Raw genomic sequence first — 24,384 nt, forward strand, 5'->3', positions numbered from 1 at the left:
GCCTTCATGCGCTCCGACAAGTGCATGAAATGGGCGCACGAAAAAGGGCGGCTCCGCTACCGGAGCCGCCCTTTTCTATTCAAAAGCGGTAAGGCTTGCGTGTTGCGGGCTTATTGGGCCGCGCCGCGCGCTTCGTCGACCGAGAAGTTGACGTTCTGGCCACCCGAAACGCCCTTTACCTTGCCATTCTTGACGGCGAGGTTGAAGGCAACGGCGTCGGGGAAGCGACGACCGCTGATGACCTGGCCGGTCTTGGTTTCCTTCACGTCATACACATAGGTATAACCCTCGTGCGTGAAGCGCTGCTTCCCGGCTTCTTCCGCATTGGCGGGGGCAGCGGCGGCGATGGCACCAAAGGCGCCGGCGACAATGATCTTGGACAGCATTCGCATAGGTTTTCTCCTTAGGAATGCCGATCAAACTTCCTCAATATATTCTGTTCTGTTGACGCCCATCTACGCTGCGACGCAACAAAGCGGCAATCGCAAAGCGCGCCGAACCGATTGCACGCAACGCAATCAATGGTGCAACCGGACGGGCTAGCCCTTCGCAAGTGCAACGATATGATCGAACTGCGCTTTGGTCAGCGGCGCTACAGACAGACGCGACTGGCGGAGCATCACCATGTCGGCCAGCGCCGGATCGGCCTTCATGGTCTTAAGCGTCACTGGCTTGGGCAGCTTTTCCTTCGGCCCAACATGGACGGCCATCCACTTGCCCGTCTCATCCGTGCTGTCGGGCGCGGCCTCCTCGACGATTTCCATGATGCCGACCGCCTCCACGCCGATATTGCTGTGATAGAATAGCGACAGGTCGCCCTTCTTCATCGCCCTCATGTTCAACTGGGCGGTGTGATTACGCACCCCATCCCATTCCGCGCGTCCCTTTTTCACCAGATCGTCATAGGAAAAGACGTCGGGTTCGGATTTCATGAGCCAATAGTTCATCGCTTCTTCTTGCATCAGTGCGCCATGACGATCAAGGATCAGCACATATGCGCGGCCCCAAGGAGCCGCCACTATTTGCGTTTCGGAAGGACATCAACGTGTCACAATCGGTACTGGACCGCGTGCCCCTGCTGTCGTTGCGGGGAGAGAGCAAGGCCGATTTCGCCCAGCGTTTCGGCAACAGCTTCCAGCAGTTCGGCTTCGCCATCGTCAGCGACCATGGCATGGACCAGACGCTGGTCGATAAAGGCTGGACGCTGGCCAAACGCTTCTTCGCCCTGCCCGAAGACGCCAAGCGCCGCTACGATGGAAAATCCAATGGCGGCCAGCGCGGCTACACCGCCTTCGGCACGGAAATCGCCAAGGGCGCGCGCGAGAATGACCTTAAGGAATTCTGGCATGTCGGCCGCGACCTGCCCGAAGGCGACCCGCTCGCCGATTCGATGCCGTCCAACATCTGGCCCGAGGAGATCCCCGAGTTCCTCGACGTCTTCACCCGCCTCTATGCAGAGTTTGACCGGGTCGGCGCGGAATTGCTGTCGGCGATCGCTTTATATCTGGGGCTGGAGGAACGCTGGTTCGATGGCCCCATCGACAAGGGCAACTCCATCCTGCGCCTGCTTCATTATCCCCCTGTTTCGCCGCAAGCGCCGGGCATCCGTGCGGGCGCGCATGAGGATATCAACCTCATCACCCTGCTACTGGGCGCGGAAGAAGGCGGCCTTGAGTTAAAGGACCGCGACGGCAACTGGCTTCCCGTGGTGCCGCCGCCCGGCGCGCTCGCCATCAATGTGGGCGACATGCTTCAGCGGCTGACCAACCATGTCTTGCCCTCGACCAGTCACCGCGTCGTCAACCCGCCGCCGGAACGGCGCGGCCATTCGCGCTATTCGATGCCCTTCTTTCTGCACCTGCGGCCAGACTTCATCATCGACGCGCTACCGCAATGCGTGAGCGCAGAGAATCCCCGCCGCGACCTACCAATCACCGCCCACGACTATCTGCACGAGCGGCTGGTGGAGATCGGTCTGATCAAGAAGTAGGGATAAGCGCTCTATTTGCGCGACCGGGCGAGGGTAATCCCGATATCCTCGCCCCGCTCACTGAGCGCGAGCTTCACGATCTTCACCTCGACCCGGCGCACCTTCGCATCCTGCAAGAGCACCGTGTCGATGATATGGTCGGCCACCGCCTCGATCAGCGTGAAATGCACGCCCTCCGGCAACGCGGTGGTCGCCGCATGTTTCAGGTCCATATAGTTTTTCGACCGCGCCAGCGGCGTATCCGGCGCATAATGATCGTCGTGGGCCAGCAGCGCGCGCACCGATATCCGCAACGGCTGCGGCAGGTGCGTCTCTTCCGAATAGATGCCGGTCAGCACATCGACGTGCAGATTATCGACCTCAAGGATCAGTGTGTCTTCGCTCGGAATATTCATATGTCGCCAGGCCCACGGACCCAAGGCCGTAGTCGGCAATCGGTCACAACATTATACTATGATTTTCACGAACAGGCGCTAAAGCCCGCCGCTTCCGGCGCGCTCCATGCGCCATAGATTGCGGATCGGCAAGTCGTGTCATCACTCCTCTCCCTCGCCAGCTTCCCGGAAAGCGCCGTCGACCGGCTGCTCGATGCGGCGTTCGGGGCCGAGCGACGGGGGCGCACCGCGTATAAAATCCGTGAGGGGATGGCATGGCTGCCCCATTTGTCGTTCGGCATCGCGAACGCGGACGGCGACCTCATCGGTTCGCTGCAAAGCTGGCCCGTGGCGCTGCATGGCGCCGATGGGGTGCAGATCCCGTTGGTCATGGTCGGCCCCGTCGCGGTCGAACCTTCGCTCCAGCTTGGCGGCCATGGCCGTGCAATGATGGATGCGGTGGTCGCGGCGGCGCGCGCGCAGCACAGCGATCCGCTGATGATGATCGGCGATCCTGAATATTATGGCCGCTTCTGGGGCTTCACCGCAGAGGGCACCGGCGGCTGGAACGCCCCCGGCCCGTTCGAGCAGCGCCGCCTGATGGCGCTCTCGGTCGACGGCCGCATTATTGGCGGCACGGGCATGCTGGGACCGCGAATCCGGGTCAGCGCCTGATTTCCCTTTTGCGTTCGTGGCTTTGCGATCCTATCTCCCTACCCATGCCCATGGACCCATTGCCCGATCTCGACACGCTTTCGCTCGCTGACGTCGCCCGATTGGCGCAGGAAAAGCGTCTACCGCCGGTCGATCAATGGAACCCCGACCATTGCGGCGACAGTGAGATGCGGATCGCCCGCGACGGCACATGGTTCCATCAGGGATCGCCGATCGGGCGGGAGGCGATGGTCCGCCTCTTCTCCACCATCTTGCGGCGCGAACCGGACGGCAGCTTCGTCCTCGTCACCCCGGTCGAAAAACTGACCATCGCCGTCGATGACGCCCCCTTCGTCGCGGTCGAGATGAAGGGCGAAGGCACAGGCGAAACCCGCACCCTCGCCTTCCGCCTCAACACCGGCGATCTGCTGACGGCTGGCCCCGACCATGCGCTGACCATCCGTGAGAGCGAGAACGGCCCCCACCCCTATCTGCTCGTCCGCGCAGGGTTGGAAGCGCTGGTCGCCCGCAGCGTCTATTATGAATTGATGAACCTCGCGCTGGAGGAAGGCTCCATCCCCGCAGGCCTCTGGAGCGATGGCGCCTTCTTCCGCCTGGATGGTCAGGCATGACGCTGGCGCAGCGGCTACGCGCCGCGTTGATTGATGGGCATGCGCGCGACATCGGCCTGGATGTATCGGATACGCGCGACCCCCGGATCGACGGCGCGCAGATAGCGTTGGCGCCTGCCGCCGTGCTGGTGGCCGTCACCGACCGTCCCGAACCCGGCCTGATCCTGACCCAGCGCTCCGCCTTTCTTCGCAAACATCCGGGCCAGATTGCCTTTCCCGGTGGCCGCATGGACCCCGAAGACGCGGACGAGATCGCCGCAGCGCTCCGCGAAGCGCAGGAGGAAATCGCCCTGCCCCCTGACCGGGTCGAGGTGATTGGCATGTCCGACCGCTATCACACCTTCACCGGCTTCGACATCGTACCCGTGCTGGGCGTTGTTCCGCCCGACCTGCCACTCCACGCGCAGGAGAGTGAGGTTGAGAGCTGGTTCGAACTGCCGCTCGCCTTTGCGCTGGCCCCTGCCAATCGCGTGCGCAAATCCATCGTCTTTGAGGGCGCGGAACGGCATTTCTATGAAATCCAGTGGCAGGACCGTCGCATCTGGGGTGTGACCGCCGCCATTCTCGCCAATCTTTCGCGCAGGCTGGGCCATGACCACGAAACGGCCTGACAGCCATCTGCCTGACGCCCCATGGCGGCACGGGCCGGGCATGGACAGCCTGTTCGATGCACTGGGCGCGCGCGACGGCACGGCCCGCTTCGTCGGCGGCGCGGTCCGCGATACGCTGCTGGGCCTGCCGGTTCAGGATGTGGACGTCGCAACGACCCTGACGCCGCAAGCCGTACTGGATTGCCTGAAGACGGCGGGAATCAAGGCGGTGCCCACAGGCATCGACCATGGCACAGTCACAGCCATCGTCGCGGGCGCGCCGGTCGAGATCACCACATTGCGGCGCGACGTCAGCACTGACGGGCGGCGCGCGACCGTCGCTTATACCGACGACTGGCGAGAGGATGCGGCCCGGCGCGACTTCACGATCAATGCGCTCTACGCCGATCCCCTGACGGGCGAGATATTCGATTATTTCGGTGGCCTCGCCGACCTCTCGGCCCGACGCATCCGATTCATCGGCAGCGCGGACGCACGGATCGCGGAAGATCATCTGCGTATCATGCGCTATTTCCGCTTCCTCGCCCGCTACGGTACCGGCGAGCAGGATGAGGTCGCCTATCGCGCCTGTATTGCAGGCGCCAACAGCCTGATGGCACTATCGCGCGAGCGGATTGCCGATGAACTGATGAAGCTGCTTGCTGTCACTGACCCCGCGCCTGTGCTGCGGTTGATGATCGAGGGCAACATATTGCGCGCCGTCCTGCCGGAAATCGACGCTGCCGGTGTAGAGCGGGTGGCCAATCTCGTCACGCGGGAAGCCAGTGCCGCGGCTCCTCCCTCAGCGCTTCGTCGCCTGTGCGCGCTCATGCCGCAGGACGCAGCGCTTGCCGACAACATCGCCACCCGCCTCAAGCTGTCAAACAAGGCGCGCAAGCGCATCGCGGCGGCGCTGGCCCCGCCAACCACCGCCGCCAGCCCACCCGCCAGTCCACAGGCGCTCGCCTATCGCATTGGTAAGGAAGCGGCGGTCGATCGCTGCCTGCTTGATCCCAGCGCCGACCTCAGCCTGATCGCGACGCTGGCTGACTGGCAACGTCCGACACTGGGCGTTGGCGGCGGCGCATTGATCGCACGCGGGCTACCTGCCGGGCCGGATGTCGCCACGGCGCTGCGCGCGGTCGAGGATCAATGGGTGGAAGAGGGCTTTCCCGGCCCCAGACGTGTCAGCGTGATCGCCGATCAGATCACTTCGAAGTTCCAGCGCGCGCGCCAGTAATCGAACGCTTCCGTCTCGCCCATCGGCTTGGCGAAATGATAGCCCTGACCCTGCCAGCAGCCCATTTCCTGCAACCGTGACGCCAGCGCCTGGCTCTCAATCCCCTCCGCCGTGGTGTGGAGATTGAGCGATTCGGCGAGCGACAATATGGTTCGGACGATCACTTCCTTTTCGCGATCCTCCAGCATGGAGAAGACAAAGCTGCGGTCGATCTTTAGAATGTCTATCGGCAGCGTGTGCAGGCTGGCCAGGTTGGAATAGCCCGTACCGAAATCGTCCATCGCAATGGACATTTTCAAATCCTTCAGCGCAATCAGTAGCTTGCGGGCCTTGTCCGGGTCGGCGATGATCGCGCCCTCGGTAATCTCGGCGGTCATGCGGTTGCCCGCGATCCCCGCATAGCGCAGCGCTTCCTCGAACATCGACGCCACATCGTCCCGCGCCATCTGAATCGGCGACAGGTTGACGTTGACCCCGACCGGCAGCGCCTCGCCAAAGGCCGCATCCCAGCGCGACAATGTCTGCGCCGCCTCATAGGCCGCCCATCGACCCAACTGGGTGATGAGGCCGCTTTCCTCGGCGACGGCGATAAACTCCATGGGCGAGACCGCGCCCAGTTCCTCATCATTCCATCGCGCCAGCGCCTCGAATCCGGTCACTTCTCCGGTCTTGAGGTGGATCAACGGCTGGAACGCCAGGTTCAGCGCGCCCTGCGACAAGGCGACGCGCAACCGGCTCTCGACAGAAAAGCGGCGATGCGCTTCCTTGAGCACGCCATTGCGATAGATTTCGATCTTGCCGCTGTGCTTGGCGATCTTGACCGCCGCCTGCGCCTTGCGAACGACGTCGTCGGGATCTTCGTCCAGGCTGGTCGACAGCGCGCAGCCAATCGCACAATCCACGCGGATCTGAAGATCCGACAGCCGGATCGGCGAACTCAGCGCATCCTTGACCCGCTGGACGATATGCAAGGCGTCCGACAGGCCATTGTTGATTCGCGCAAAGATCGCAAAATCATTGCCGCCGATGCGCGCCAGCACATCACCCTGCCGCAACCCGGACTTCAACCGCTTGGCGACCGTGATCAGCAATTCATCGCCTGCCATCGGCCCCAGCGATTCGTTGACGCGGCTGAACCGGCTCAGGTCGATCGCGATGATCGCAAAGCCGGCATTGTCCGTTGGCGCGATGTGAGCGATGCGGTCGTCAATCTCTTCACCAAAGCCGGTGCGATTGGGTAGCGCGGTCAGACTGTCCGACAGCAATTCACGCCGCAGATTCTTCTCGATCAGGCGCTCGCTGGTGCGGTCGATCGCCGTAACGAGCAACTGGACGCACTTGTCATCGCGCGACGGCACGCGCCCGATGGTGCAGTGGAAATATTCCGGCCCCAGCTTGCCCTCGCATCGCAACTCGAACCCCTCCGAAGGGTGATTCGATTCGAGAAAAGCAAGGATGCGGTCCCGCCACTGAGAGTTGGAGAGGCGCTGCTCTATACCCGTGGTCGTCAGGAACCGGGCAGCGAAGCCATCATTGGCTGCGCGGACAGATAATCGATTGTTTTCAAAAGTAAATATAGCGCCGCCCTGCGGCAGGGCGCTCAACCAGCCTGCGGCCTGATCCGGCGCGCGCACGGGTTCGACGACGCCTGCGGACCTGGGTTCGCGAGCCTTCTTTTCGTTCGCCCTGTGATGCGCGGACACGGATTCCATAGGTCCGCGATAGTGGCAGGAGGTAAATTTTCGGGAAACGTTGTCCGATTTGTCCAAAGGATTTTTACGTCAGCCGAACAGGCCGACGCCCCGGAAAGGCACGAAAACCCTGGTTCTGCAACGACTTGCGATCCTATGCATAAAAAGCTTCTAGAATTTATTGTCGCGAGGGAAGCCATTGGGCGGCATCCGCCCAGCCGCACCACGCGCCACACGCCACGGCGTCATATCCGGTTCAGACCGCATCCGTCCGCTGTCGCCCCCCATCGCCCAGCTAAGGCCGTCCGCCAGCCGGAACGCAATCGCATCCGACAGCCCGCCGTCGCGATAGCGCTGCAACTGCACGCCCGATCCGCGCGCCATTTCGGGCAGTTCGCCCAGCGCGAAAACCAGCAGCTTGCGGTTCTCACCAATCACCGCGACGCTATCCGCTTCCGCCGGAACCACACGAATAACGCCCAGCCGCGCGCCGGTACGGACATTGACGACCTGCTTACCCTTGCGCGTTTCGGCCATGATATCCGCCACATTGGCGACAAAGCCGCGCCCGTCCGTGGCCGCCAGCAGCAATTTAGCCCCAGCACGCGCGGGCATCAGCGCAATGATCGCGCTGTCATTTTCCAGGTCGAGCATCAGCCGCACCGGATCGCCAAAACCCCGCCCACCGGGCAGCTTGTCCGCGCCCAGCGTGTAGATGCGCCCCGTCGATGTCGCCAGCAGCAGCTTGTCGGTGGTCTGCGCGTGAAAGGCGAACATCGGTCCGTCGCCTTCCTTGAACTTCAGCGTATCGGCCGCAGCCAGATCGCGATGCCCGCTCATCGCGCGTATCCATCCGCGTTCGGACAGGATGACCGTGATCGGTTCCTTCTCGATCATCGCCTCCAGCGGAATTTCGCGTGCCGGGGCCGCTTCCTCCACCAGCGTCCGCCGCCGCCCGATGTTTGTCTCCGGCCCATAGCGTTTCCGCAGATCGGCCAGGTCGCGCTTCAACCGCGTGCGCTGCCGCGCCGGGCTTTCGACCAGCTTCACCAGCTCGTCGCGCTCCTTCACCAGATCGGCATGTTCGCGCCGCAATTCCATCTCTTCCAGACGCCGCAGCGACCGCAGGCGCATATTCAAAATCGCCTCGGCCTGCCGGTCGGTCAGGCTGAACTCCTCCATCATCACCTGCTTCGGCTCATCCTCGGTACGGATGATCTCGATCACCCGGTCGAGGTTGAGAAAAGCGATGATATAGCCGTCGAGCAGTTCCAGCCGCGCGGCAATCTTGTCCAGCCTATGCTGCGCCCGCCGCACCAGCACGTCGATCTGGTGCCGCAACCATTCGACCAGCACTTCGCGCAGCCCCATGACGCGCGGGGTCCGGTCCGCACCCAGCACGTTGAGATTCAGGCTGAACCGGTTTTCCAGATCGGTCAGCCGGAACAGGCTGTCCATCAGCACATCGGGATCGACCGTCCGCGCGCGCGGCTCGATGACGATACGGATTTCCGTGTCGCTCTCGTCCCGCACATCCGCCAGGATCGGCAGCTTGCGATCGTTGATGAGCGCAGCAATATGCTCGATCAGCTTCGACTTCTGCACCTGATAGGGAATCTCGGTGACGATCGCGACCCAGGTGCCACGCCCCCCCTCTTCCTTGTGCCAGCGCGCCCGCGTGCGGAAGGCGCCCCGCCCGGTGGCATAAGCCTCAGAGATGATCGCGGCATTGTCCACCAGCACGCCGCCGGTCGGGAAGTCCGGTCCCTTCACAATCTCCATCAGCGCCGCATGATCCGCATCGGGATTTTCGATCAGCAGCGACGCCGCGTCGATCAGTTCGCTGACATTCTGCGGCGGGATGCTGGTCGCCATGCCGACCGCGATACCGCTGGCGCCATTAGCCAGCAGGTTGGGGAACAGGCCGGGGAACACCTCCGGCTCTTCATCCTCGCCATTATATGTCGGGCGGAAATCGACCGTGCCCTCGTCCAGCCCGGCCATCAGGTCGGCCGCAGGCTGGGTCAGACGCGCCTCGGTATAGCGCATGGCCGCGGCATTATCGCCGTCGATATTGCCAAAATTGCCCTGCCCATCGACCAGCGGCGTCCGCAGCGAAAAATCCTGCGCCAGCCGCACCATCGCGTCATAGACGGAGGTGTCGCCATGCGGATGATATTTGCCGATAACATCACCGACGACGCGCGCGCACTTCTTGTAACTGGTGGTGTTGCGCGCCGGATTGGCGACCAGCACATCGGGGCTGGCGCCGGAAGGCTCCATCTTCAGCAGCCGCATTGCCCATAACAGCCGCCGATGCACAGGCTTCAACCCATCGCGCAGGTCCGGCAACGACCGCGCGGTGATGGTGGAGAGTGCATAGACAAGATAGCGTTCGGACAGCGCCGCGTCGAAAGGATGGTCCTTGATACTGTCGAACGGGTCGCGAAAATCGGTCATCACGGTCGGGATAGCAGGGTCGACGCCTGTGGCAAATGCTGTTTCAGCGGGGAATGCAGCTTCCACGCCCGGACAGGCTGCTCACTGGCTCATCGCGGCAAATAGCGCCCCTCCGGATCCGCAGCGATTTCCCGCGCAAACTCGCCGCTGATCCAGTCCCGAAACGCCTTCACCTTGGGCGTGTTGCGAGCGTGGGTGGGGCAAACGATCCAGTAGCTCGCCAGTTCGCGGACATAGGAGGAAACAGCCTCGACCAGCAGCTCCGCCTCCACCTCCTGCTTCCACATGAACAGGTTGACGATGGCGACGCCCTGCCCCGCCATCGCCGCGCGCCCTTCCATGACCTGCGAATCCAGCGCGATGCCGGGAATGGCGTGCGCCTCCCCCGCCTCCACGCCCATCGCCGCGAACCATTCGTGCCACCACATATCGTCGGGTGACAGGCGCGGCGCGGTAAACAGCGCCTGCGCGTCCGCGATCGCGCCATAGGATTCCAGCCAGACCGGGCTGCATAGTGGCGCGAGGCGATTATGGGTCAGTAATTGCACATGCATGCCGGGCCAGTGCCCCTGCCCCCCGCGCACGGCCAGATCAATGCCATCCCGCGCCAGATCGACGACCGCATCTTCCGCCTGAATACGCACCGCAAGGTCAGGATGATGCATCTGGAATGCCCCGATCTTTGGCGCCAGCCACAGATGCGCGAAACTGTTGGTGCAACTGATCGTCAACACCGTCGCATGATCCTGCTCCAGCGCGGCAAAGCCCTGTCGCATCTGGTCGAAGGCACGAATGATGACCGGCGCCAGTTCCCGCCCCTTGTCGGTCAGGGCCACGCGCCGCCCCTGTCGCTGGAACAGGCTGAGGCCCAGCCGCTCCTCCAGCAACTTCACCTGATAACTGACAGCCGCCTGCGTCATCCCCAGTTCCTGTGCGGCGGCAGTGAAATTTTCAAGGCGAGCGGCGGCCTCGAACACGCGAATGGCGGCAAGGGAAGGAAGCGGGACCATGGCGACAATATATAAGCCAGGCTTATCTGAAAGGTCCAGCCTTTGTTGGCCTGCCTCTCGCACATCAGCCATATCGGACGGGCCGAAAATATCGGCTTTCCTCGAACACGGAGATAGGACGATGCGCGACGAATATGATGATCGGCTGCTGGACAGCCTGCGGGAAGAGAGCAATGCCGGGATAGATCGGCTGCTCGACCGGATCATGCAGGCCTTCCGCGTGCTGCACCGCAGCCAGTGGTCGGCGCCCTGGGCAACGCAACAGGCGGAGCGCCGTTGCTGTGAGGGCTGACAGAAAGACAACGGGCGAAAAATGAAAAGGTGACGCAAGGGGTTGTCATTCCCGCTCGTTGCGCCACCTTTAATGCGTGCCAGATTTACCCCTTCCCATTTCCCCCGCCCTGCCCCCGCCTCCATCAGCCCTGCTGAACGGCGCAGCCCTGTTTCTCGATTTCGACGGAACGCTGGTGCCGATCATCGACCGGCCCGATGGGGTCCATGTCGACGCGGATCTTCTCACCCTGCTCCACACCCTGCGCGATCGCCTCAATGGGCGGCTGGCGATTGTCAGCGGCCGTTCGGTCGCCACCCTGCGCGACCTTGGTCTTGGCGATTTCATGCTCGCGGGCACCCATGGTCTTGAGTTTGCCCGCGCTGGCGAAGCCCCCCGCGCCCCTCCCCGCCTTGCGGCGATCGACACGGCCCAGAAAGTGATGGAGGCATTCGTCGCCGACAAACCGGGACTGCTCGTCGAGCGCAAGAGCATCAGCGTCGCCCTGCATTTCCGTGGCGCCCCGATATGGGCGGATGCCTGCGAAATGCTCGCCAAAGCTCTCACCGTCGAAGGCCTCCTCCTTCAGCATGGCAAAATGCTGTTCGAACTGCGCCCCGGCGGCGCGGACAAGGGCAGCGCGCTGCACGCCCTGATGCGCGAATCACCCATGGCTGGCGGCGTTCCTATCTTCATTGGCGACGACGTCACTGACGAAGAAGGTTTCGCCGCCGCCGCCAATATGGGGGGAGCGGGCATCCTTGTCGGGCCGGGTCGGGCGACTCTTGCGGCATGGCGACTGGAACAGGTTGCCGCCGTCAGGCATTATCTGGCCGAGGGGGCCATACCGCACATCTGATGCGGTAGCCCTCCCCAAGCATTTTCCACTCGGGTGAACTGACCCGGCGACTCGGAAAATGCGGATAGCAATGAAACGGAGCGGTGAGCGATCCAGTGGATCGGTCTCCGCTCCGCTGTGTCAAACTACCGAGAAAAAGGGGCAGTCCGATCCAGGCGCCATCAGCGAGTGAACATCATACGGACCAGCGTACACTGGACCTTTGGCCCATCGGCAATTGCCAGGCATCAGCGCTCATAGACCGCGCCGGACGCATGATCTGGGCCTGTGTGCCGCGCGTGGACGGCGATCCCGTCTTCTCGGCCCTGATCGACGACAGCGCCTATGACGCCCCCGACGCGCGCGGTTTCTGGGCGATCGAACTGGAAGGCTGCGTGAAGGTCGAGCAGCATTATATCCGCAACACCCCCGTACTGGTGACACGCCAGAGCGACGACCATGGCAACGCCATAGAAACCTACGATTTCTCTCCCCGACACAAGGCGAAGGGGCGCATGTACCGCCCGGTCGCCTTCGCCCGCGTGGTGCGCCCCGTGGCGGGCAGCCCCCGCATCCGCATCCGCCTGCGCCCGACGACATCGTGGAACAGCGAAGCCGTGCCGATCACCTATGGTTCCAACCATGTCCGCATGGTCCTGGCCTATATGGCCATGCGCCTGTCCACCAACGCGCCCATCGGCCTGATTTCACAGGAAAGCTGGTTCCGGCTGGAACGCGACGCGCATTTCTTCCTGGGGCCGGACGAAAGCTTCTCCGACGCGCTGCGCCCGGCGGTCGAGCGGATGCTGGATGACACGATCCACGAATGGCAGATGTGGGTGCGCGGCCTCGCCATCCCGCCCGAATGGCAGGAAGCGGTCATCCGGTCGGCCATTACGCTCAAACTCTGCCAGCATGAGGAAACCGGCGCGATCGTCGCCGCGCTCACCACCAGCATTCCCGAACATGCCGATTCAGGCCGAAACTGGGATTATCGCTATTGCTGGGTCCGCGACGCCTATTACACAGTCGAGGCGCTCAATCGGCTGGGTGCGCTCGACGTACTGGAATCCTATCTCGAATATCTGCGCAACATCGTCGACGGCGCACGCGGCGGGCATATCCAGCCGCTCTACGACGTGCGTGGCAACGCCACCCTCACCGAATGGGAGGCGGACAAGCTGCCCGGCTATCGCGGCATGGGTCCGGTCCGCGTCGGCAACGCCGCCTATGAACAGATCCAGCACGACGCTTATGGCCAGATCGTCCTGTCCTCGGTTCAGGGCTTCATTGACCAGCGCCTGCTCCGCATGGCCGGAATGGCGGATTTCGAAGCCCTTGAAGCCGTCGGCGAACGCGCCTGGAAAGTCTATGACCAGCCCGACGCGGGCCTGTGGGAACTGCGTACCCGCGCCCATGTCCACAGCTATAGCGCGGTCATGTGCTGGGCCGCCTGCGACCGCCTCGCCCATGCGGCCAAGGCACTGGACATGCCGGAGCGCGAACGCCATTGGCAGGACCGTGCGGACACCATGCACGCCCGCATCGTAAACGCCGCATGGCGCCCGGACAGCCAGGCCATTTCCGCCAATTTCGAAGATGACGCCCGCGACGCCTCGCTGCTCCAGTTGCTCGACCTGCGCTTCCTCACCGCCGAAGACCCGATGTTCACCGGCACGCTGAAAGCATTGGAGGCGGACCTTCGGCGCGGCAACGACATGCTTCGCTACAGCGCGCCCGACGATTTCGGCGAGCCTGTCACCGCCTTCAACGTCTGCACCTTCTGGCTGATCGAGGCGCTGTACCGCACCGGCCGCCGCGACGAAGCCCGCACCCTGTTCGACGAGATGCTGTCGCGCCGCACCGCCGCGGGCCTGCTCTCCGAAGACATCGACCCCAACACCGGCGAACTATGGGGCAATTATCCGCAAACCTATTCCCTGGTCGGCATCATCAACTGCGCCGTCCTGCTGAGTAAACCCTGGAGCGCCTGTCGATGAGCCGCCTTATAGTCATCTCCAACCGCGTGAGCCGTCCCGGCACCGGCGGTAATCAGGGAGGGTTGGCGGTCGCGCTGTCCGATGCCTTGCGCGAAAGCCGGGGCATCTGGTTCGGCTGGTCGGGCAATGTGACGGACCAGTTTTCCGGCCATATCGGTTTTAGCGAGGATGAAGGGGTCAAGACCGCGACGATCGACCTGGAAGAACAGGACATCGACGAATATTATAATGGCTATGCGAACAAGACGTTATGGCCGCTCTTTCACTTCCGCATCGACCTTGCCGAATATGCCCGCGATTTCGAGGGCGGCTATAATCGCGTCAACCAGCGCTTCGCCGACACCGCCAGTCCGCTGATCGAGCCAGAGGATGTCGTATGGATTCACGATTATCATCTGATTCCGCTGGGCGACATGCTCCGCAAACGCGGCCTTAACAACCGCATGGGCTTCTTCCTCCACATCCCCTGGCCGCCCACCCGCCTGCTCGTCTCGCTACCCCACCATACGAAACTGGTGCAGACCATGTTCGCTTATGACGTGGTTGGCTTCCATACGGAGGAATGGCTGGAATCCTTCCGCCACTATGTAGAGCGGGAGATGGGCGGAACCGTCGATGGCGATTTCATTACGCTGGGCGACCGCACCATTCAGGCCGTCGCCTGTCCGATCGGCATCAACGCGCAGGAATTTTCCGAAGCTGCGACCAGCGACACGGCGCAAGACATGCATCACCGGCTTCGCGCCTCGCTTCAGGATCGGGCGATGATCGTCGGCGTCGACCGGCTCGACTACAGCAAGGGGCTGGAAGAACGGTTCAACGGCTATGCCCGCTTCCTCAAGGATCACCCCGAACATCATCGCAAGGTGCTGCTGACCCAGATCGCGCCGCCCTCGCGCGAGGACGTCGAGAGCTATCAGCAGATCCGCGCAACGCTGGATTCACTCGCGGGTCGGCTCAACGGCGAATATTCCGATGTCGACTGGACCCCCATCCGCTACGTCAATCAGGGCTATCCCCGCGACAAGCTGGCCGGCATCTATCGCAGCGCAAAGATCGGCCTCGTCACCCCCTTGCGCGACGGGATGAATCTGGTGGCGAAGGAATATGTGGCCGCACAAGACCCCCAGGATCCCGGCGTCCTCATCCTCTCGCGCTTCGCCGGCGCGGCGCTGCAGCTCAAGGACGCCCTCCTCATCAACCCCTACAGCCCGGAGGAAATGTCAGACGCGATTCTGCGCGCCCTCACCATGCCGCTGGACGAGCGCAAGAAACGCTGGCGCGCGATGATGGACAGTGTCGAGGGGCAGGATATCAACTGGTGGCGCACTTGTTTCGTCGGCCGCCTGATGATCTCGCAGGATGAACCCGCCGCCCCAGTCGAACCGGAACCGACAGAGGGCTAGAGCAGGAACGCGATCCCATTGGATCAGGCGCCTGCTCCAGCCCTTTGATTTAACGTGCTTTCTGCTTTCGTAATATTCTAGAGCATTTTCTAAGCAGATGACATCATCTGCTGACTCGGAAAATGCGGAAAACAAAAGATAAAGGGAGCATGATCCGATTCAGTCTGATCGGATCATGCTCTAGTTAACCTGTATGGCGGACCCGGCCTCGTTCAACAGCCCCACGCCGAACGCGAGATGCCGCTCCTGAATCCTGCAAATCACCGCCAATAACGGCTTTGCTCTCCGACTCAGCGCAAAGCCACCTTCCGACAGAGATGGACAAAGGGTGACGCCCATCCGACCCTCCTTTCATTGCACGGTAACGTGCTTTGCGTTAAGGGCGCTGGTGAAGCAGCCCCGGCACCCGCTGATCCATTCGATTCGCGTTTGCCGGGGCGCAGTATTTTTGACCAGACAGGAATGCGTATGGCCCGTCGCCGCCAAATCTACGAAGGCAAGGCAAAGATCCTTTACGAAGGCCCGGAACCGGGCACGATCATCCAATATTTCAAGGATGACGCCACCGCCTTCAACGCGCAGAAGAAGGGCACGATTTCCGGCAAGGGCGTGCTCAACAACCGTATCTCCGAGCATGTCTTCACCCTGCTCGGCCAGATCGGCATCCCCACCCATTTCATCCGTCGCCTCAACATGCGTGAGCAGTTGGTGCGGCAGGTCGAAATCATCCCGATCGAGGTCGTGGTCCGCAACGTTGCCGCCGGATCGCTCAGCAAGAAGCTGGGGATCGAGGAAGGCACGCAGCTTCCCCGCACCCTGATCGAATATTGCTACAAGGACGATGCGCTGGGCGACCCGCTGATCTCCGAAGAGCATATCGCCTGCTTCGGCTGGGCCACCCAGGAAGAGATGCACGACATCGCCGACATGGCGATTCGCGTGAACGACTTCATGTGCGGCCTGTTCGCGGGCATTGGCATCCGCCTCGTCGACTTCAAGCTGGAGTTCGGACGCCTGTGGGATGGCGACTATAGCCGCGTCATCCTGGCGGACGAAATCAGCCCCGACGGATGCCGCCTGTGGGACATGGAAACCGGCGAGAAGCTGGACAAGGACCGGTTCCGCCGCGACCTTGGCGGCGAAGTGGAGGCCTATCAGGAGGTCGCCCGCCGCCTTGGCCTACTGCCGGACGGCGCCGATACGACCGTGCTCGACCTCGACACCCATCGCAAGAAGAAGGCGAAGGACGAGGGCTAAGGCTCTATTCTAAAAGGTTTGCGCGGCCGCTGGGTCGCGCGAACCCTTCAGGCCTCAATTGCCAGAGCGGTAACCGATCAGCAAACCAAAGCAGAAGGTCGCCAGCAGCGAAAGCTGGACGCGACCATGCGGATCGTCATAGCCGACGAGTTGCTGACCCCAGGCGAAAAGCCCGACGAACAGGGCAAGGGCAATACCAGACATGGCCCAACGCTTTCTCCGTTGCGAAACTGTCCAATCCTAGCGGATGGCCTCTAACAAATCGCTAAAGGCGGCTCCCCAAGATTTTCCGATGACCGCGCTGTTCCCATACGCGACGAAATCGCTATAGGGAGCGCCAAGTGTCGACCTCAGGAGTCCCTGTCCCATGAAAGCCCGCATCTTCGTAACCCTGAAAGGCGGCGTCCTCGACCCGCAGGGTAAAGCGATCCACCACGCGCTGGACGGTCTGGGCTTTAGCGGCGTCAACGACGTGCGCGCAGGCAAGCTGATCGAACTGGATCTGGCCGACGGCACCAGCGATGAAGATCTGGACGCCATGTGCCGCAAGCTGCTGGCCAACACCGTCATCGAAAACTACCGCATCGAAAAGGTGGCCTGAGCCATGAAAAGCGCCGTCATCGTCTTTCCGGGCAGCAATTGCGACCGCGACCTGGCGGTAGCGTTCGAAGCGGTTAGCGGCGTCAAGCCGGTGATGGTGTGGCATCGCGATACCGAACTGCCCGCCGACATCGACCTGATCGGCGTGCCCGGCGGCTTTTCCTATGGCGACTATCTGCGCTCCGGCGCGATGGCGGCCCGCTCGCCCATCATGCAGGCGGTGGCCGACGCGGCGGCGCGCGGCACCTTCGTCCTGGGCATCTGCAACGGCTTTCAGGTATTGACCGAAACCGGCCTGTTGCCCGGTGCGCTGCTTCGCAACGCGGGCGGCCATTTCGTCTGCCGCGATGTCGCGCTGACCGTCGACAATGCGCAGAGCGCCTTCACCAGCCGCTATGAGGCCGGTGAGTCGATCAGCTACCCCGTCGCCCATCATGACGGCAATTATTTCGCCGATACGGCCACGCTGGACAGGCTGGAAGGCGAAGGCCGCATTGCCCTGCGTTATGCGACCAACATCAACGGTTCGGCCCGCAATATCGCTGGTATCCTAAACGAAGGTGGCAATGTGCTGGGCATGATGCCCCACCCCGAACGGGTGATCGAAGCCGCGCACGGCAGCACCGATGGTCGCCGCCTGTTCGAAGGTCTGGTCGAAGGCCTGATGACCCGCGCCTGACGGTCGAGCGCCGCTGACCGGCTGAGTATTGTCTGGAGCCGGATGACTTGGGTTTCGCACCCGACCTCCGTTCGTTTCGAGCGAAATCGAGAAACGTCGCGCAACCCGTGAGGCCATGACAAAATCAAGCTATTATGTAGGTTGCAAACCCATTCCCTAAATGCCTGTCAGGGTTGGGAGCGGACAGTCGATCCGCCAGCTTTGCTAACAAATCACCATGCAGTTCAAGGCATTGACGGTGGGGTATGCTCATGGGCAAGCTTTCGGTCGTTCGATCGGCCACGGGCAAATGGCCGCACTGGACCTTATTATACGCGGGGCGGTGCATGACGGATAGGCACCGGCGCATTGCACAAATCTACGCCGCCTGCGGGCAGGTTATAGAAATCATCCTTGCGGTTGGCGCGGACCTTCAACCAGGCGGCGAAGCTGGCCGATGCGGTGTCCATAATCTGAAAGCGGGGTTGTTTGGCCGCAGGCAGATCGCTGCCCAGGCGAACCGAGAGAATCGGTATGGGACGCTCCTCTCCCTTGTAGAAGCCCAGGTCGCCCGATCCGCGCGGGAGGCTGGAGAGGACCTCCATCCCTTCTATCACCCTGCCGACCACAGCGATATTGCGATCGAGCTGGCGTGGTGCCTGACCGATGACAGCATAGAGCTCCGCGCCGGTGCCCGCGTCGGGCGACAGGTTGCGACCGACGCCGACCATCGCATAGCAATGCGGCAGCCAGGCCACCCGTTCATCCATTGCGACCGGCCAGCCATCGATGAAACCAGCCTTGCGCGCATAGCTGTCGGGATAGGGCAAGGGCGTGATGCGCGCGCCACCCAAGGCCGAGAGCGGCACCGTATAGGCTTCGACAAGGCCTGTTGGCATATCTGCGGGCAGCGGCTTCTTTTCGCTGCGGTCGCCCCACTGGACGACATAATTATCCTGCACCCGGTTGATGCTGGTTCCGTCCCACCAATGCGCGCGGGCAAGTGTGCGGATATTGGCGACATGCGCCCGACTGAAAACTGGCGCCAACTGGATGACGACGCGCCGGTCGTCCGGAAGCATCATCACCAGCAGGTCGTTAGCCGGAATGACCTGCCACGCGGTTGCGGGCGCCTGTGCGACCACGAAACTGGGCGTAACCGGCTCCGAATACACAGGCGCTGTTGCCAGCAGGGCAAGGGCAAATGACGATCCAAAAAGCGGGCGCATCATCGCATCAAGCCTGACGATATGGAGAAAGTAAAGACGGCCCCTTGCCTAGTGCCTCACCGCGCGATAGGGAGCCGCCTTCCAGTGCATGCGGAGCGGTGGCCGAGTGGTCGAAGGCGCTCGCCTGGAAAGTGAGTATACGCCAAAAGCGTATCCAGGGTTCGAATCCCTGCCGCTCCGCCAAGCAGTCCGTATCCGGACAGCATTATCCATCAAACCTCTTAAAAACGGCGCAGTTCTGCGCCCTTCCCGTCGTCAATCCGTATCGCAGATGACGACAGCTGCCGGGTGTGCGTCAGCATTCGACCTGGTTTCTCCGGCACCCATGTGCGAACTACGCTTCGGGCGGTCGGTCATATAGAAATTTATTGATGCCCGCTGCATAAAATCTTGGAGAGAATGGCTTTCATCGAGCTGTAATCTATGGAATATTTCTGAAATCCGACGACATTCTTCCAAATGCAGCAGCAGGTCAGAACAGGTAATAAATTGCTGAAAAAAACAAAGCGATCAGGCATAACTCTGCCTGATCACTTCAAAATGCCGTTTGGGGGTAATACTCGGTCAGAACGCCCGTTTTACGCCGTATTCCAGCATAACCTCCGTCTCAAGTGCCGTCACATCGATTTCGGAGATATCGGCGTTGAAGGCGCGTGATCCTTTCCGCGCTGCCATGAGCACCAGATCGATAAAATCCTGGCAAAGCAGGCGCCGGCATTTGTCCGATGTCAGCTCTATAAGCCGGGCCTCGAACAGGGTAACCTTCTCCCTTTTGCCCATATGGCTGATAATCCAGATCCGCTCGTTCGCCATGTCCATGACACGTGAATGCGGGTCGCCCACCGTTTCGCGGCCTTTGGTATCAGCGCTCAAGACCATGTTCTTCCAGATACTGGTTGAGTTCTCCCTTGCGCCGGAGCTCATTGATATAGGCCCTGTGCTCTTCCTTCATTTCATGTCGCCGGCGATTGTCACAGCGTGCCGCCGCTCCAAGGACGATTTCAATGGATGCCTTCGCGGCAAGCCGGTTGGCCGCCTTGCCCGTCATGAGAGCGAGCGCATTATAATCGAACAGGGTCATCGTGTCTGGACTGCCGCTCGAGTCCAGAGGCACCAGCCGGTTGGCCACGTCAAGAATGGCCAGATCAAAGTCTATCATCGTCTCGCGACGGACAATTTCCTTCTTGGGTCGTCCCCTTTTGTTGCCCGATACGCCCGGTCCGAACCGGCCACTCCTGTCCCGGTCGGTCATGACAGCGGATCCGGTTCGAGCGCTGCATCGGCGATGCGCTCCATTGCTGCCATCCGCCGTGCCTTGACCTCGGCAAAGGTTTCGCCGGTCGCGTCCAGAACCGCTGCCTTACGGGTCAGCATCTGCCAGCGGCGTATCGTCACAGCACAATAGCCCGGTTCATACTCGATCAGCCGAGCACGGCGCTTCGTCTTTTCCGCCGCGACCAGCGTCGAGCCCGATCCCCCGAATGGGTCGAGCACGATCTCGCCACGCTTCGAGGTATCCTTGATCGCATCCATCACCATCGGTACGGGCTTGACCGTTGGGTGCAGGGCCAGCTCGGCATTGGCGCCGGTCTTGGTGGCACCGCGATAGTTCCATATGTTGGTCCGGTAGCGGCCGTTCCTGCCAAGCTCCACCGTATTGAGATGCGGCGCTGTACCCACCTGTCAACGGGCACCGAAGTTTCCCTAAAAGTGGGCGCCTAAAATTCCCTGCTTTGGCTGGGCGGATTGATGTCGGTGATCAGCCGTACGCTTGATCGGATGGCGCCTTTAATGGTGGCCGCCCGCGCCGTTTCGGCGTTGGCGGCGGGTTGATGGGAGAGCTTGATCTGCTGTGCTCGGGTAGAAGGTCGGCATGCTGGCGCATGCGGTAGCTGGAGCCTTCGATTTGGACGACGACGGCATGGTGGAGCAGCCGATCGAGCAGAGCGGTGGCGACGACGGGATCGCCGAACACGTCGCCCCATTCGGCAAAGCCGCGATTCGATGTGAGGATCATCGCGCCTTTTTCATATCGCGCGTTGACCAGCTGGAAGAACAGATTGCCGCCACCCGGCGTGACCGGGAGGTAACCGATCTCGTCGACCACAAGCAGCGACGAGCGGCACAGGAACCGGATCTTCTCGCGCAGCACGCCTTCGCGCTCGGCCTTGGCGAGGATCGCGACCAAGTCGGCGAGCGGGATGAAGTAGACACTTTTGCCGGCGCGGACCGCCTCGACCGCGAGCGCGGTGGCGAGATGGCTTTTGCCGGTGCCGGGCGGGCCGAGCAGATGGACGACCTCGGCGCGGTTGATGAAGTCGAGCCCGGCGAGCGCCATGACGCGGCCCCGATCGAGCGACGGCTGGAACGAGAAGTCAAAGCCCGCCAGCGTCTTGAGGATCGGCAACCGCGCCATCCGCAGCGCCGCCTTGATTCGGCGGTTCTCGCGCAGGGACAGTTCCTCGGTGAGAAGATCGTCGATCGCCTCGATGCCGTCGATCTCGCCGCGCTCGATCCGCCGTAGCGTAGCATCGAGCATCTCGAGTGCGCGCGGCATCTTCAACCCGACCAGGCTGTGACGGATATTATCGACCCGCGATGCGCTGCTGGTGAGCGTCATGGCCGGCCTCCGATCGCGAGCTGGGCGCCGATCGCCTGATAAATGTCCAGCGGCCTCGTCGGCACATGGTCGCCGATCCGTCCGATGGTGATTCCGGCCGCGCTCATTGTCTTGCGCCTGCCGCTGCCGCCAGTGCGGTGGCTGCGATCGATGCGGTATTGCTTGCGGCCCTCGATAACGGGATGTTCGGCGACGACAGTACCGAGGTCGAGGATCCGGATCATGTCCGGCAGTTGTTGCACCTCGACCACGCGCCTAGTCCGGTCAGGTACGCTGTAATAGTTGCCGCCGATCGCGACGAACCCGTCATGGCTGACCCGCCGCTCGAGCTTGAGCACGGCGTCGAACCGATGTTCAGGCAGGGTCTGCAACTCGCCCTGCTCGGCAGCAAAGGCCTCAGCGATCACTTGCTGGGTGGTGCCATGGACGCGCACATTGGCGACCGTGTCGAGCCAGTCGATCAGCTGCGCGTTCAGATCCTCCAGATTGCGGAAGCGGCGCCCGACGAAGAAGTCCTGGCGGATGTAGCGGAACGGTCGCTCAACCTTGCCCTTCGTTTTGGCCCGGTATGGTCGACAAGCGCGCGGCTGGAAGCGGTAATGCCGCGCCAGCGCCAGCAGCGAGCGATTGTAGACGATATGCCCCTGATCGTCTTCGCCGGTTACTGCGGTCTTCATCCGGTCGTACAGGATCTCGATCGGCACCCCACCGAGCGCGTCGAACGCCTGCATATGGCACCGCAGCAGCGTCTGCAGATCCTGATGCAGCACATAGCGGGCGAACAGGAACCGCGAGTGTCCCAGCACCAGGCTGAACAGCCATACGATCCGCGTCGTGCCGGGATCGTCGGCGAAGTCGACCACGAACCGCGCAAAGTCCACTTGCGCCTGGACGCCCGCCGGCGTCTCAAACCGCACCTCGTAGGGCCTGGGCCCATTCTCGGGCCGGATCGCGGCGAGGTAACGCTTCACCGCGGTATAGGCGCCGACATAGCCGAGTTCGCGGATCTCGCGGGTCAGTCGCGCGGCGCTGAGCTCGGGATATGCGGTTACCCGCTCGCGCAGGAAGTCGAGATACGGTGCCAGCTTGCTCGGCCGCCCAACGCTACGCGGACCATAGGCCGGTGCCTCGATACCGCGCTCGATATATTTGCGGACGGTCTTCGGGTCACGCCCCGTCCGCCGCGCAATCGCGGTGATCGGGACACCCTGTCGGTGCAGCTCCAGAATCATCATCAGTTCTCCAAGTCGGACCATCGACACCGCCTCCCCGCAATGCGGAGATGGCATGGATGTCGGCGAAGCCCATTTTGCCGGGGCTAGCCCCGGCAAAATGGGCCGGCGGGTCAGCCAACCAGGGAATTTTCAAAGCCCACTATTGCGGAGAATTACACGCCCACTGACACCCACCTTCCACACGAACACCAGTTCATGCTGCGAACGATAGAAGCTGCCCATGCCGGCATTGTCCTTGGACCAGATGCACAGGTTCTTGAGTTCCGAATAGACTGCCTCTCCGGCCCTCATCATCTCGTTGATGTGTCGCCAGTCCATGCATTGATAGTGGATGGCGCCGTCGATGCTGACGTCAGCGGCGTTGCGGAACGCGGTTTCCAGAAAGCCCGAAAATTCATTCGTGCTCATCTCGCCGGTCGCCATCGCGAACTCGGCATGCTTCGTCTTGCCAAGGCCACCGACATGACCCTGGATCTTCACGTTGAACGGCGGGTCCGAGAATACCAGCCGCGCGCGTTCATCGCCCATCAAAGCAGCAAAGCTGGCTGGTTCCCGTGTGTCACCGCACAGCAGCCTGTGATTGCCCAGCACCCATAGATCACCCCGCTCCACCCCGCAGGTCTCGCGCCTGTCCACCTGAGGCAGTTTCTCAAGCTTTGCCTCCTCGGGCGCAGCCATGGTCAGCAGGTCGATCTCGGTTGTGGAAAAGCCGGTAATCTCGACATCGAAGGCAAGCTCGATCGCGTGCAGCTCCTCGAACTCGAGGCGCAGCACCTCATTGTCCCAGCCGGCATTTTGCGCGATCTTGTTGTCGGCCAGCGCATAGGCTCGCAGTTCCGCACCGGTCAGATCGGAGATCGGAATGACCGGTACATCCTCAAGACCCAGCAGCACGGCCGCCGCATGTCGGCCATGGCCAGCCACGATGACACCCTCACCATCCACGAGGATCGGATTGGTGAAGCCGAACTGGCGGATCGACGATGCGATCTGGCCCACCTGCTTCTCGCTGTGCTTGCGGGCATTGCGCTCGGCGGGTTTCAGCGCAGCCAGCGGGCGCAGTTCCACCTTGAGGGAACGGATAAGGCCGTCCCCCCGGTTAATGTTATCCATGTTCACTGGTTATCTCCCGATAAGGGGGGCGTCAGGGCTTGCGGATTGCTCCGGCAGACTGTGAATTGATCAGCGCCTCGATCAGCGCTGCCTGTTCCGGCATCTTCTCGCGGGCCATTTCGGTGATTTCCCGAAGAGCAGCTTCCCGGCTGAGAATGAAGAGGCCTTCGGGCAGGGCCTGGCAAAACACCGTTTCGCCGGAGGCAAGGCCATAGCGCGCCATGATTTCGTCCGGCAGCCCGATCCCGCCGTCATCGCCGATACGGGCGACGATCACCTCCCCAACGGCATCCCGCAGCGGGTGCGGCCTTTCAGCAGGAGCGGCCTTTTCGATCGCGCCTGCGCGCAACAGCACATTATAGACATGCTGATAGCGGATATCGAGATAGCGCCCGATATCGCCGGTGGTGACCCCTGCAGCATTGAGAGCCCGCACCTTGGCCGCCTTGCTGCCAAGAGTCTCGGTCAACCGGTCCATTTCCTCGTTCGTCATCACGCCTCCCCGATTTGATGGAG

At 62.1% G+C, this 24,384-nt stretch carries 27 protein-coding genes and 1 tRNA gene; 13 read left to right on the plus strand and 15 right to left on the minus strand.

Annotation, left to right across the window (positions count from 1 at the left end; all coding sequences use genetic code 11):
- Positions 1-110: 110 nt before the first annotated feature.
- Together WFR25_RS17005 and WFR25_RS17010 are read right to left on the minus strand one after the other, a co-directional pair.
- Positions 111-386, minus strand: a complete 276-nt coding sequence (locus tag WFR25_RS17005) for a hypothetical protein (RefSeq protein ID WP_336974931.1) — start codon at positions 384-386, stop codon at positions 111-113.
- A gap of 153 nt (positions 387-539) precedes the next feature.
- Complete coding sequence (locus tag WFR25_RS17010) at positions 540-947, minus strand: EVE domain-containing protein (RefSeq protein ID WP_336972497.1); 408 nt, start codon at positions 945-947, stop codon at positions 540-542.
- 98 nt (positions 948-1,045) lie between these two features.
- On the opposite strand from WFR25_RS17010, the gene WFR25_RS17015 reads away from it, so the two are divergent.
- On the plus strand, positions 1,046-1,990 hold the full coding sequence (locus WFR25_RS17015) for an isopenicillin N synthase family dioxygenase (RefSeq protein ID WP_336974933.1): 945 nt from the start codon (positions 1,046-1,048) through the stop codon (positions 1,988-1,990).
- 11 nt (positions 1,991-2,001) lie between these two features.
- On the opposite strand, the gene WFR25_RS17020 is transcribed toward WFR25_RS17015, so the two are convergent.
- On the minus strand, positions 2,002-2,385 hold the full coding sequence (locus tag WFR25_RS17020; RefSeq protein WP_336972500.1) for a dihydroneopterin aldolase: 384 nt from the start codon (positions 2,383-2,385) through the stop codon (positions 2,002-2,004).
- 135 nt (positions 2,386-2,520) lie between these two features.
- Between WFR25_RS17020 and WFR25_RS17025 the strand changes: the two genes are divergently transcribed.
- The 4 genes from WFR25_RS17025 to WFR25_RS17040 are packed head-to-tail and all read left to right on the plus strand — an operon-like array spanning position 2,521 to position 5,480.
- Complete coding sequence (locus tag WFR25_RS17025) at positions 2,521-3,039, plus strand: GNAT family N-acetyltransferase (protein WP_336972502.1); 519 nt, start codon at positions 2,521-2,523, stop codon at positions 3,037-3,039.
- A gap of 44 nt (positions 3,040-3,083) precedes the next feature.
- Entirely contained in the window at positions 3,084-3,650 is a 567-nt protein-coding gene (locus tag WFR25_RS17030; protein ID WP_336972504.1) for a DUF1285 domain-containing protein, read from the plus strand.
- The gene (locus tag WFR25_RS17035; RefSeq protein WP_336972506.1) at positions 3,647-4,261 is read left to right on the plus strand and encodes a CoA pyrophosphatase; all 615 of its coding nucleotides are present in this window, start codon (positions 3,647-3,649) and stop codon (positions 4,259-4,261) included. The genes WFR25_RS17030 and WFR25_RS17035 overlap by 4 nt, the downstream gene beginning before the upstream one ends.
- Positions 4,242-5,480, plus strand: coding sequence for a CCA tRNA nucleotidyltransferase (locus WFR25_RS17040; protein ID WP_336972508.1), 1,239 nt, complete (start codon positions 4,242-4,244; stop codon positions 5,478-5,480). Before WFR25_RS17035 ends, WFR25_RS17040 begins: the two co-directional genes overlap by 20 nt.
- Here WFR25_RS17040 and WFR25_RS17045 read toward each other — a convergent pair.
- The 3 genes from WFR25_RS17045 to WFR25_RS17055 all read right to left on the minus strand — a co-directional run bounded on the left by WFR25_RS17045 (position 5,444) and on the right by WFR25_RS17055 (position 10,641).
- The gene (locus WFR25_RS17045) at positions 5,444-7,192 is read right to left on the minus strand and encodes a putative bifunctional diguanylate cyclase/phosphodiesterase (RefSeq protein ID WP_419723164.1); all 1,749 of its coding nucleotides are present in this window, start codon (positions 7,190-7,192) and stop codon (positions 5,444-5,446) included. The two genes, WFR25_RS17040 and WFR25_RS17045, sit on opposite strands and share 37 nt — an antisense overlap.
- Positions 7,193-7,342: 150 nt before the next feature.
- Complete coding sequence (parC, locus tag WFR25_RS17050) at positions 7,343-9,631, minus strand: DNA topoisomerase IV subunit A (protein WP_336974936.1); 2,289 nt, start codon at positions 9,629-9,631, stop codon at positions 7,343-7,345.
- An 89-nt stretch (positions 9,632-9,720) separates the two neighbouring features.
- Complete coding sequence (locus WFR25_RS17055; RefSeq protein WP_336972510.1) at positions 9,721-10,641, minus strand: LysR substrate-binding domain-containing protein; 921 nt, start codon at positions 10,639-10,641, stop codon at positions 9,721-9,723.
- Between the two features lie 121 nt (positions 10,642-10,762).
- Between WFR25_RS17055 and WFR25_RS17060 the strand changes: the two genes are divergently transcribed.
- The 5 genes from WFR25_RS17060 (at position 10,763) to purC (ending at position 16,413) form a co-directional block, all read left to right on the plus strand.
- On the plus strand, positions 10,763-10,933 hold the full coding sequence (locus WFR25_RS17060) for a hypothetical protein (RefSeq protein WP_336972514.1): 171 nt from the start codon (positions 10,763-10,765) through the stop codon (positions 10,931-10,933).
- Positions 10,934-11,009: 76 nt separating this feature from the next.
- Positions 11,010-11,771, plus strand: coding sequence for a trehalose-phosphatase (gene otsB / locus WFR25_RS17065; protein ID WP_336972515.1), 762 nt, complete (start codon positions 11,010-11,012; stop codon positions 11,769-11,771).
- A 254-nt stretch (positions 11,772-12,025) separates the two neighbouring features.
- The gene (locus WFR25_RS17070; RefSeq protein WP_473829112.1) at positions 12,026-13,750 is read left to right on the plus strand and encodes a glycoside hydrolase family 15 protein; all 1,725 of its coding nucleotides are present in this window, start codon (positions 12,026-12,028) and stop codon (positions 13,748-13,750) included.
- A complete protein-coding gene (gene otsA / locus WFR25_RS17075; RefSeq protein WP_336972517.1) occupies positions 13,747-15,156 on the plus strand; it encodes an alpha,alpha-trehalose-phosphate synthase (UDP-forming) in 1,410 nt (469 codons plus the stop codon). The genes WFR25_RS17070 and otsA overlap by 4 nt, the downstream gene beginning before the upstream one ends.
- A gap of 468 nt (positions 15,157-15,624) precedes the next feature.
- On the plus strand, positions 15,625-16,413 hold the full coding sequence (purC, locus tag WFR25_RS17080; RefSeq protein WP_336972518.1) for a phosphoribosylaminoimidazolesuccinocarboxamide synthase: 789 nt from the start codon (positions 15,625-15,627) through the stop codon (positions 16,411-16,413).
- Positions 16,414-16,467: 54 nt separating this feature from the next.
- On the opposite strand, the gene WFR25_RS17085 is transcribed toward purC, so the two are convergent.
- On the minus strand, positions 16,468-16,617 hold the full coding sequence (locus tag WFR25_RS17085) for a hypothetical protein (RefSeq protein ID WP_336972520.1): 150 nt from the start codon (positions 16,615-16,617) through the stop codon (positions 16,468-16,470).
- A gap of 163 nt (positions 16,618-16,780) precedes the next feature.
- Here WFR25_RS17085 and purS point away from each other — a divergent pair, with 163 nt between their 5' ends.
- Together purS and purQ are read left to right on the plus strand one after the other, a co-directional pair.
- Positions 16,781-17,014, plus strand: coding sequence for a phosphoribosylformylglycinamidine synthase subunit PurS (gene purS, locus WFR25_RS17090; protein WP_336972522.1), 234 nt, complete (start codon positions 16,781-16,783; stop codon positions 17,012-17,014).
- Between the two features lie 3 nt (positions 17,015-17,017).
- Positions 17,018-17,692, plus strand: a complete 675-nt coding sequence (gene purQ / locus WFR25_RS17095; protein WP_336972523.1) for a phosphoribosylformylglycinamidine synthase subunit PurQ — start codon at positions 17,018-17,020, stop codon at positions 17,690-17,692.
- A gap of 308 nt (positions 17,693-18,000) precedes the next feature.
- Here purQ and WFR25_RS17100 read toward each other — a convergent pair whose 3' ends face one another.
- Positions 18,001-18,903: a peptidylprolyl isomerase gene (locus WFR25_RS17100; RefSeq protein ID WP_419723165.1), complete on the minus strand. Its 903-nt coding sequence runs from the start codon at positions 18,901-18,903 to the stop codon at positions 18,001-18,003.
- An 89-nt stretch (positions 18,904-18,992) separates the two neighbouring features.
- Between WFR25_RS17100 and WFR25_RS17105 the strand changes: the two genes are divergently transcribed.
- Positions 18,993-19,083 (plus strand) — tRNA-Ser (locus tag WFR25_RS17105).
- 381 nt (positions 19,084-19,464) lie between these two features.
- Here the strand turns inward: WFR25_RS17105 and WFR25_RS17110 are convergent.
- The 7 genes from WFR25_RS17110 to WFR25_RS17140 all read right to left on the minus strand — a co-directional run bounded on the left by WFR25_RS17110 (position 19,465) and on the right by WFR25_RS17140 (position 24,361).
- Positions 19,465-19,773: a hypothetical protein gene (locus tag WFR25_RS17110; RefSeq protein WP_336972524.1), complete on the minus strand. Its 309-nt coding sequence runs from the start codon at positions 19,771-19,773 to the stop codon at positions 19,465-19,467.
- Positions 19,763-20,152 (minus strand): DUF5681 domain-containing protein, encoded by a 390-nt coding sequence (locus WFR25_RS17115; RefSeq protein WP_336972526.1) that lies wholly within the window; start codon positions 20,150-20,152, stop codon positions 19,763-19,765. Before WFR25_RS17115 ends, WFR25_RS17110 begins: the two co-directional genes overlap by 11 nt.
- Positions 20,149-20,580 carry a DNA-methyltransferase gene (locus tag WFR25_RS17120; RefSeq protein ID WP_336972527.1) on the minus strand — a complete coding sequence of 144 codons (432 nt, stop codon included), beginning with the start codon at positions 20,578-20,580 and terminating at the stop codon, positions 20,149-20,151. Before WFR25_RS17120 ends, WFR25_RS17115 begins: the two co-directional genes overlap by 4 nt.
- 79 nt (positions 20,581-20,659) lie before the next feature.
- Positions 20,660-21,520 carry an IS21-like element helper ATPase IstB gene (gene istB, locus WFR25_RS17125; protein WP_336971434.1) on the minus strand — a complete coding sequence of 287 codons (861 nt, stop codon included), beginning with the start codon at positions 21,518-21,520 and terminating at the stop codon, positions 20,660-20,662.
- Entirely contained in the window at positions 21,517-22,776 is a 1,260-nt protein-coding gene (istA, locus tag WFR25_RS17130; protein ID WP_336971437.1) for an IS21 family transposase, read from the minus strand. Before istA ends, istB begins: the two co-directional genes overlap by 4 nt.
- A 108-nt stretch (positions 22,777-22,884) precedes the next feature.
- Positions 22,885-23,868, minus strand: a complete 984-nt coding sequence (locus tag WFR25_RS17135; RefSeq protein WP_336974941.1) for a ParB/Srx family N-terminal domain-containing protein — start codon at positions 23,866-23,868, stop codon at positions 22,885-22,887.
- A 31-nt stretch (positions 23,869-23,899) separates the two neighbouring features.
- The gene (locus tag WFR25_RS17140; RefSeq protein WP_336972528.1) at positions 23,900-24,361 is read right to left on the minus strand and encodes a hypothetical protein; all 462 of its coding nucleotides are present in this window, start codon (positions 24,359-24,361) and stop codon (positions 23,900-23,902) included.
- Positions 24,362-24,384 lie beyond the last annotated feature (23 nt).

Source organism: Sphingobium aromaticiconvertens, assembly GCF_037154075.1.
GTDB classification, from domain to species: Bacteria; Pseudomonadota; Alphaproteobacteria; order Sphingomonadales; family Sphingomonadaceae; genus Sphingobium; species Sphingobium aromaticiconvertens.

Excerpts from the sequence above, each read along its gene's own strand:
- WFR25_RS17005 (WP_336974931.1), bottom strand. The coding sequence starts at position 386 with ATGCTGTCCAAGATCATTGTCGCCGGCGCCTTTGGTGCCATCGCCGCC.
- WFR25_RS17010 (WP_336972497.1), bottom strand. The coding sequence starts at position 947 with ATGAACTATTGGCTCATGAAATCCGAACCCGACGTCTTTTCCTATGAC.
- WFR25_RS17020 (WP_336972500.1), bottom strand. The coding sequence starts at position 2,385 with ATGAATATTCCGAGCGAAGACACACTGATCCTTGAGGTCGATAATCTG.
- WFR25_RS17030 (WP_336972504.1), top strand. The coding sequence starts at position 3,084 with ATGCCCATGGACCCATTGCCCGATCTCGACACGCTTTCGCTCGCTGAC.
- WFR25_RS17035 (WP_336972506.1), top strand. The coding sequence starts at position 3,647 with ATGACGCTGGCGCAGCGGCTACGCGCCGCGTTGATTGATGGGCATGCG.
- WFR25_RS17040 (WP_336972508.1), top strand. The coding sequence starts at position 4,242 with ATGACCACGAAACGGCCTGACAGCCATCTGCCTGACGCCCCATGGCGG.
- WFR25_RS17045 (WP_419723164.1), bottom strand. The coding sequence starts at position 7,192 with ATGGAATCCGTGTCCGCGCATCACAGGGCGAACGAAAAGAAGGCTCGC.
- parC (WP_336974936.1), bottom strand. The coding sequence starts at position 9,631 with ATGACCGATTTTCGCGACCCGTTCGACAGTATCAAGGACCATCCTTTC.
- WFR25_RS17055 (WP_336972510.1), bottom strand. The coding sequence starts at position 10,641 with ATGGTCCCGCTTCCTTCCCTTGCCGCCATTCGCGTGTTCGAGGCCGCC.
- WFR25_RS17060 (WP_336972514.1), top strand. The coding sequence starts at position 10,763 with ATGCGCGACGAATATGATGATCGGCTGCTGGACAGCCTGCGGGAAGAG.
- WFR25_RS17070 (WP_473829112.1), top strand. The coding sequence starts at position 12,026 with ATGATCTGGGCCTGTGTGCCGCGCGTGGACGGCGATCCCGTCTTCTCG.
- otsA (WP_336972517.1), top strand. The coding sequence starts at position 13,747 with ATGAGCCGCCTTATAGTCATCTCCAACCGCGTGAGCCGTCCCGGCACC.
- purC (WP_336972518.1), top strand. The coding sequence starts at position 15,625 with ATGGCCCGTCGCCGCCAAATCTACGAAGGCAAGGCAAAGATCCTTTAC.
- WFR25_RS17085 (WP_336972520.1), bottom strand. The coding sequence starts at position 16,617 with ATGTCTGGTATTGCCCTTGCCCTGTTCGTCGGGCTTTTCGCCTGGGGT.
- purS (WP_336972522.1), top strand. The coding sequence starts at position 16,781 with ATGAAAGCCCGCATCTTCGTAACCCTGAAAGGCGGCGTCCTCGACCCG.
- purQ (WP_336972523.1), top strand. The coding sequence starts at position 17,018 with ATGAAAAGCGCCGTCATCGTCTTTCCGGGCAGCAATTGCGACCGCGAC.
- WFR25_RS17100 (WP_419723165.1), bottom strand. The coding sequence starts at position 18,903 with ATGATGCGCCCGCTTTTTGGATCGTCATTTGCCCTTGCCCTGCTGGCA.
- WFR25_RS17115 (WP_336972526.1), bottom strand. The coding sequence starts at position 20,152 with ATGACCGACCGGGACAGGAGTGGCCGGTTCGGACCGGGCGTATCGGGC.
- istB (WP_336971434.1), bottom strand. The coding sequence starts at position 21,520 with ATGACGCTCACCAGCAGCGCATCGCGGGTCGATAATATCCGTCACAGC.
- istA (WP_336971437.1), bottom strand. The coding sequence starts at position 22,776 with ATGGTCCGACTTGGAGAACTGATGATGATTCTGGAGCTGCACCGACAG.
- WFR25_RS17135 (WP_336974941.1), bottom strand. The coding sequence starts at position 23,868 with ATGGATAACATTAACCGGGGGGACGGCCTTATCCGTTCCCTCAAGGTG.
- WFR25_RS17140 (WP_336972528.1), bottom strand. The coding sequence starts at position 24,361 with ATGACGAACGAGGAAATGGACCGGTTGACCGAGACTCTTGGCAGCAAG.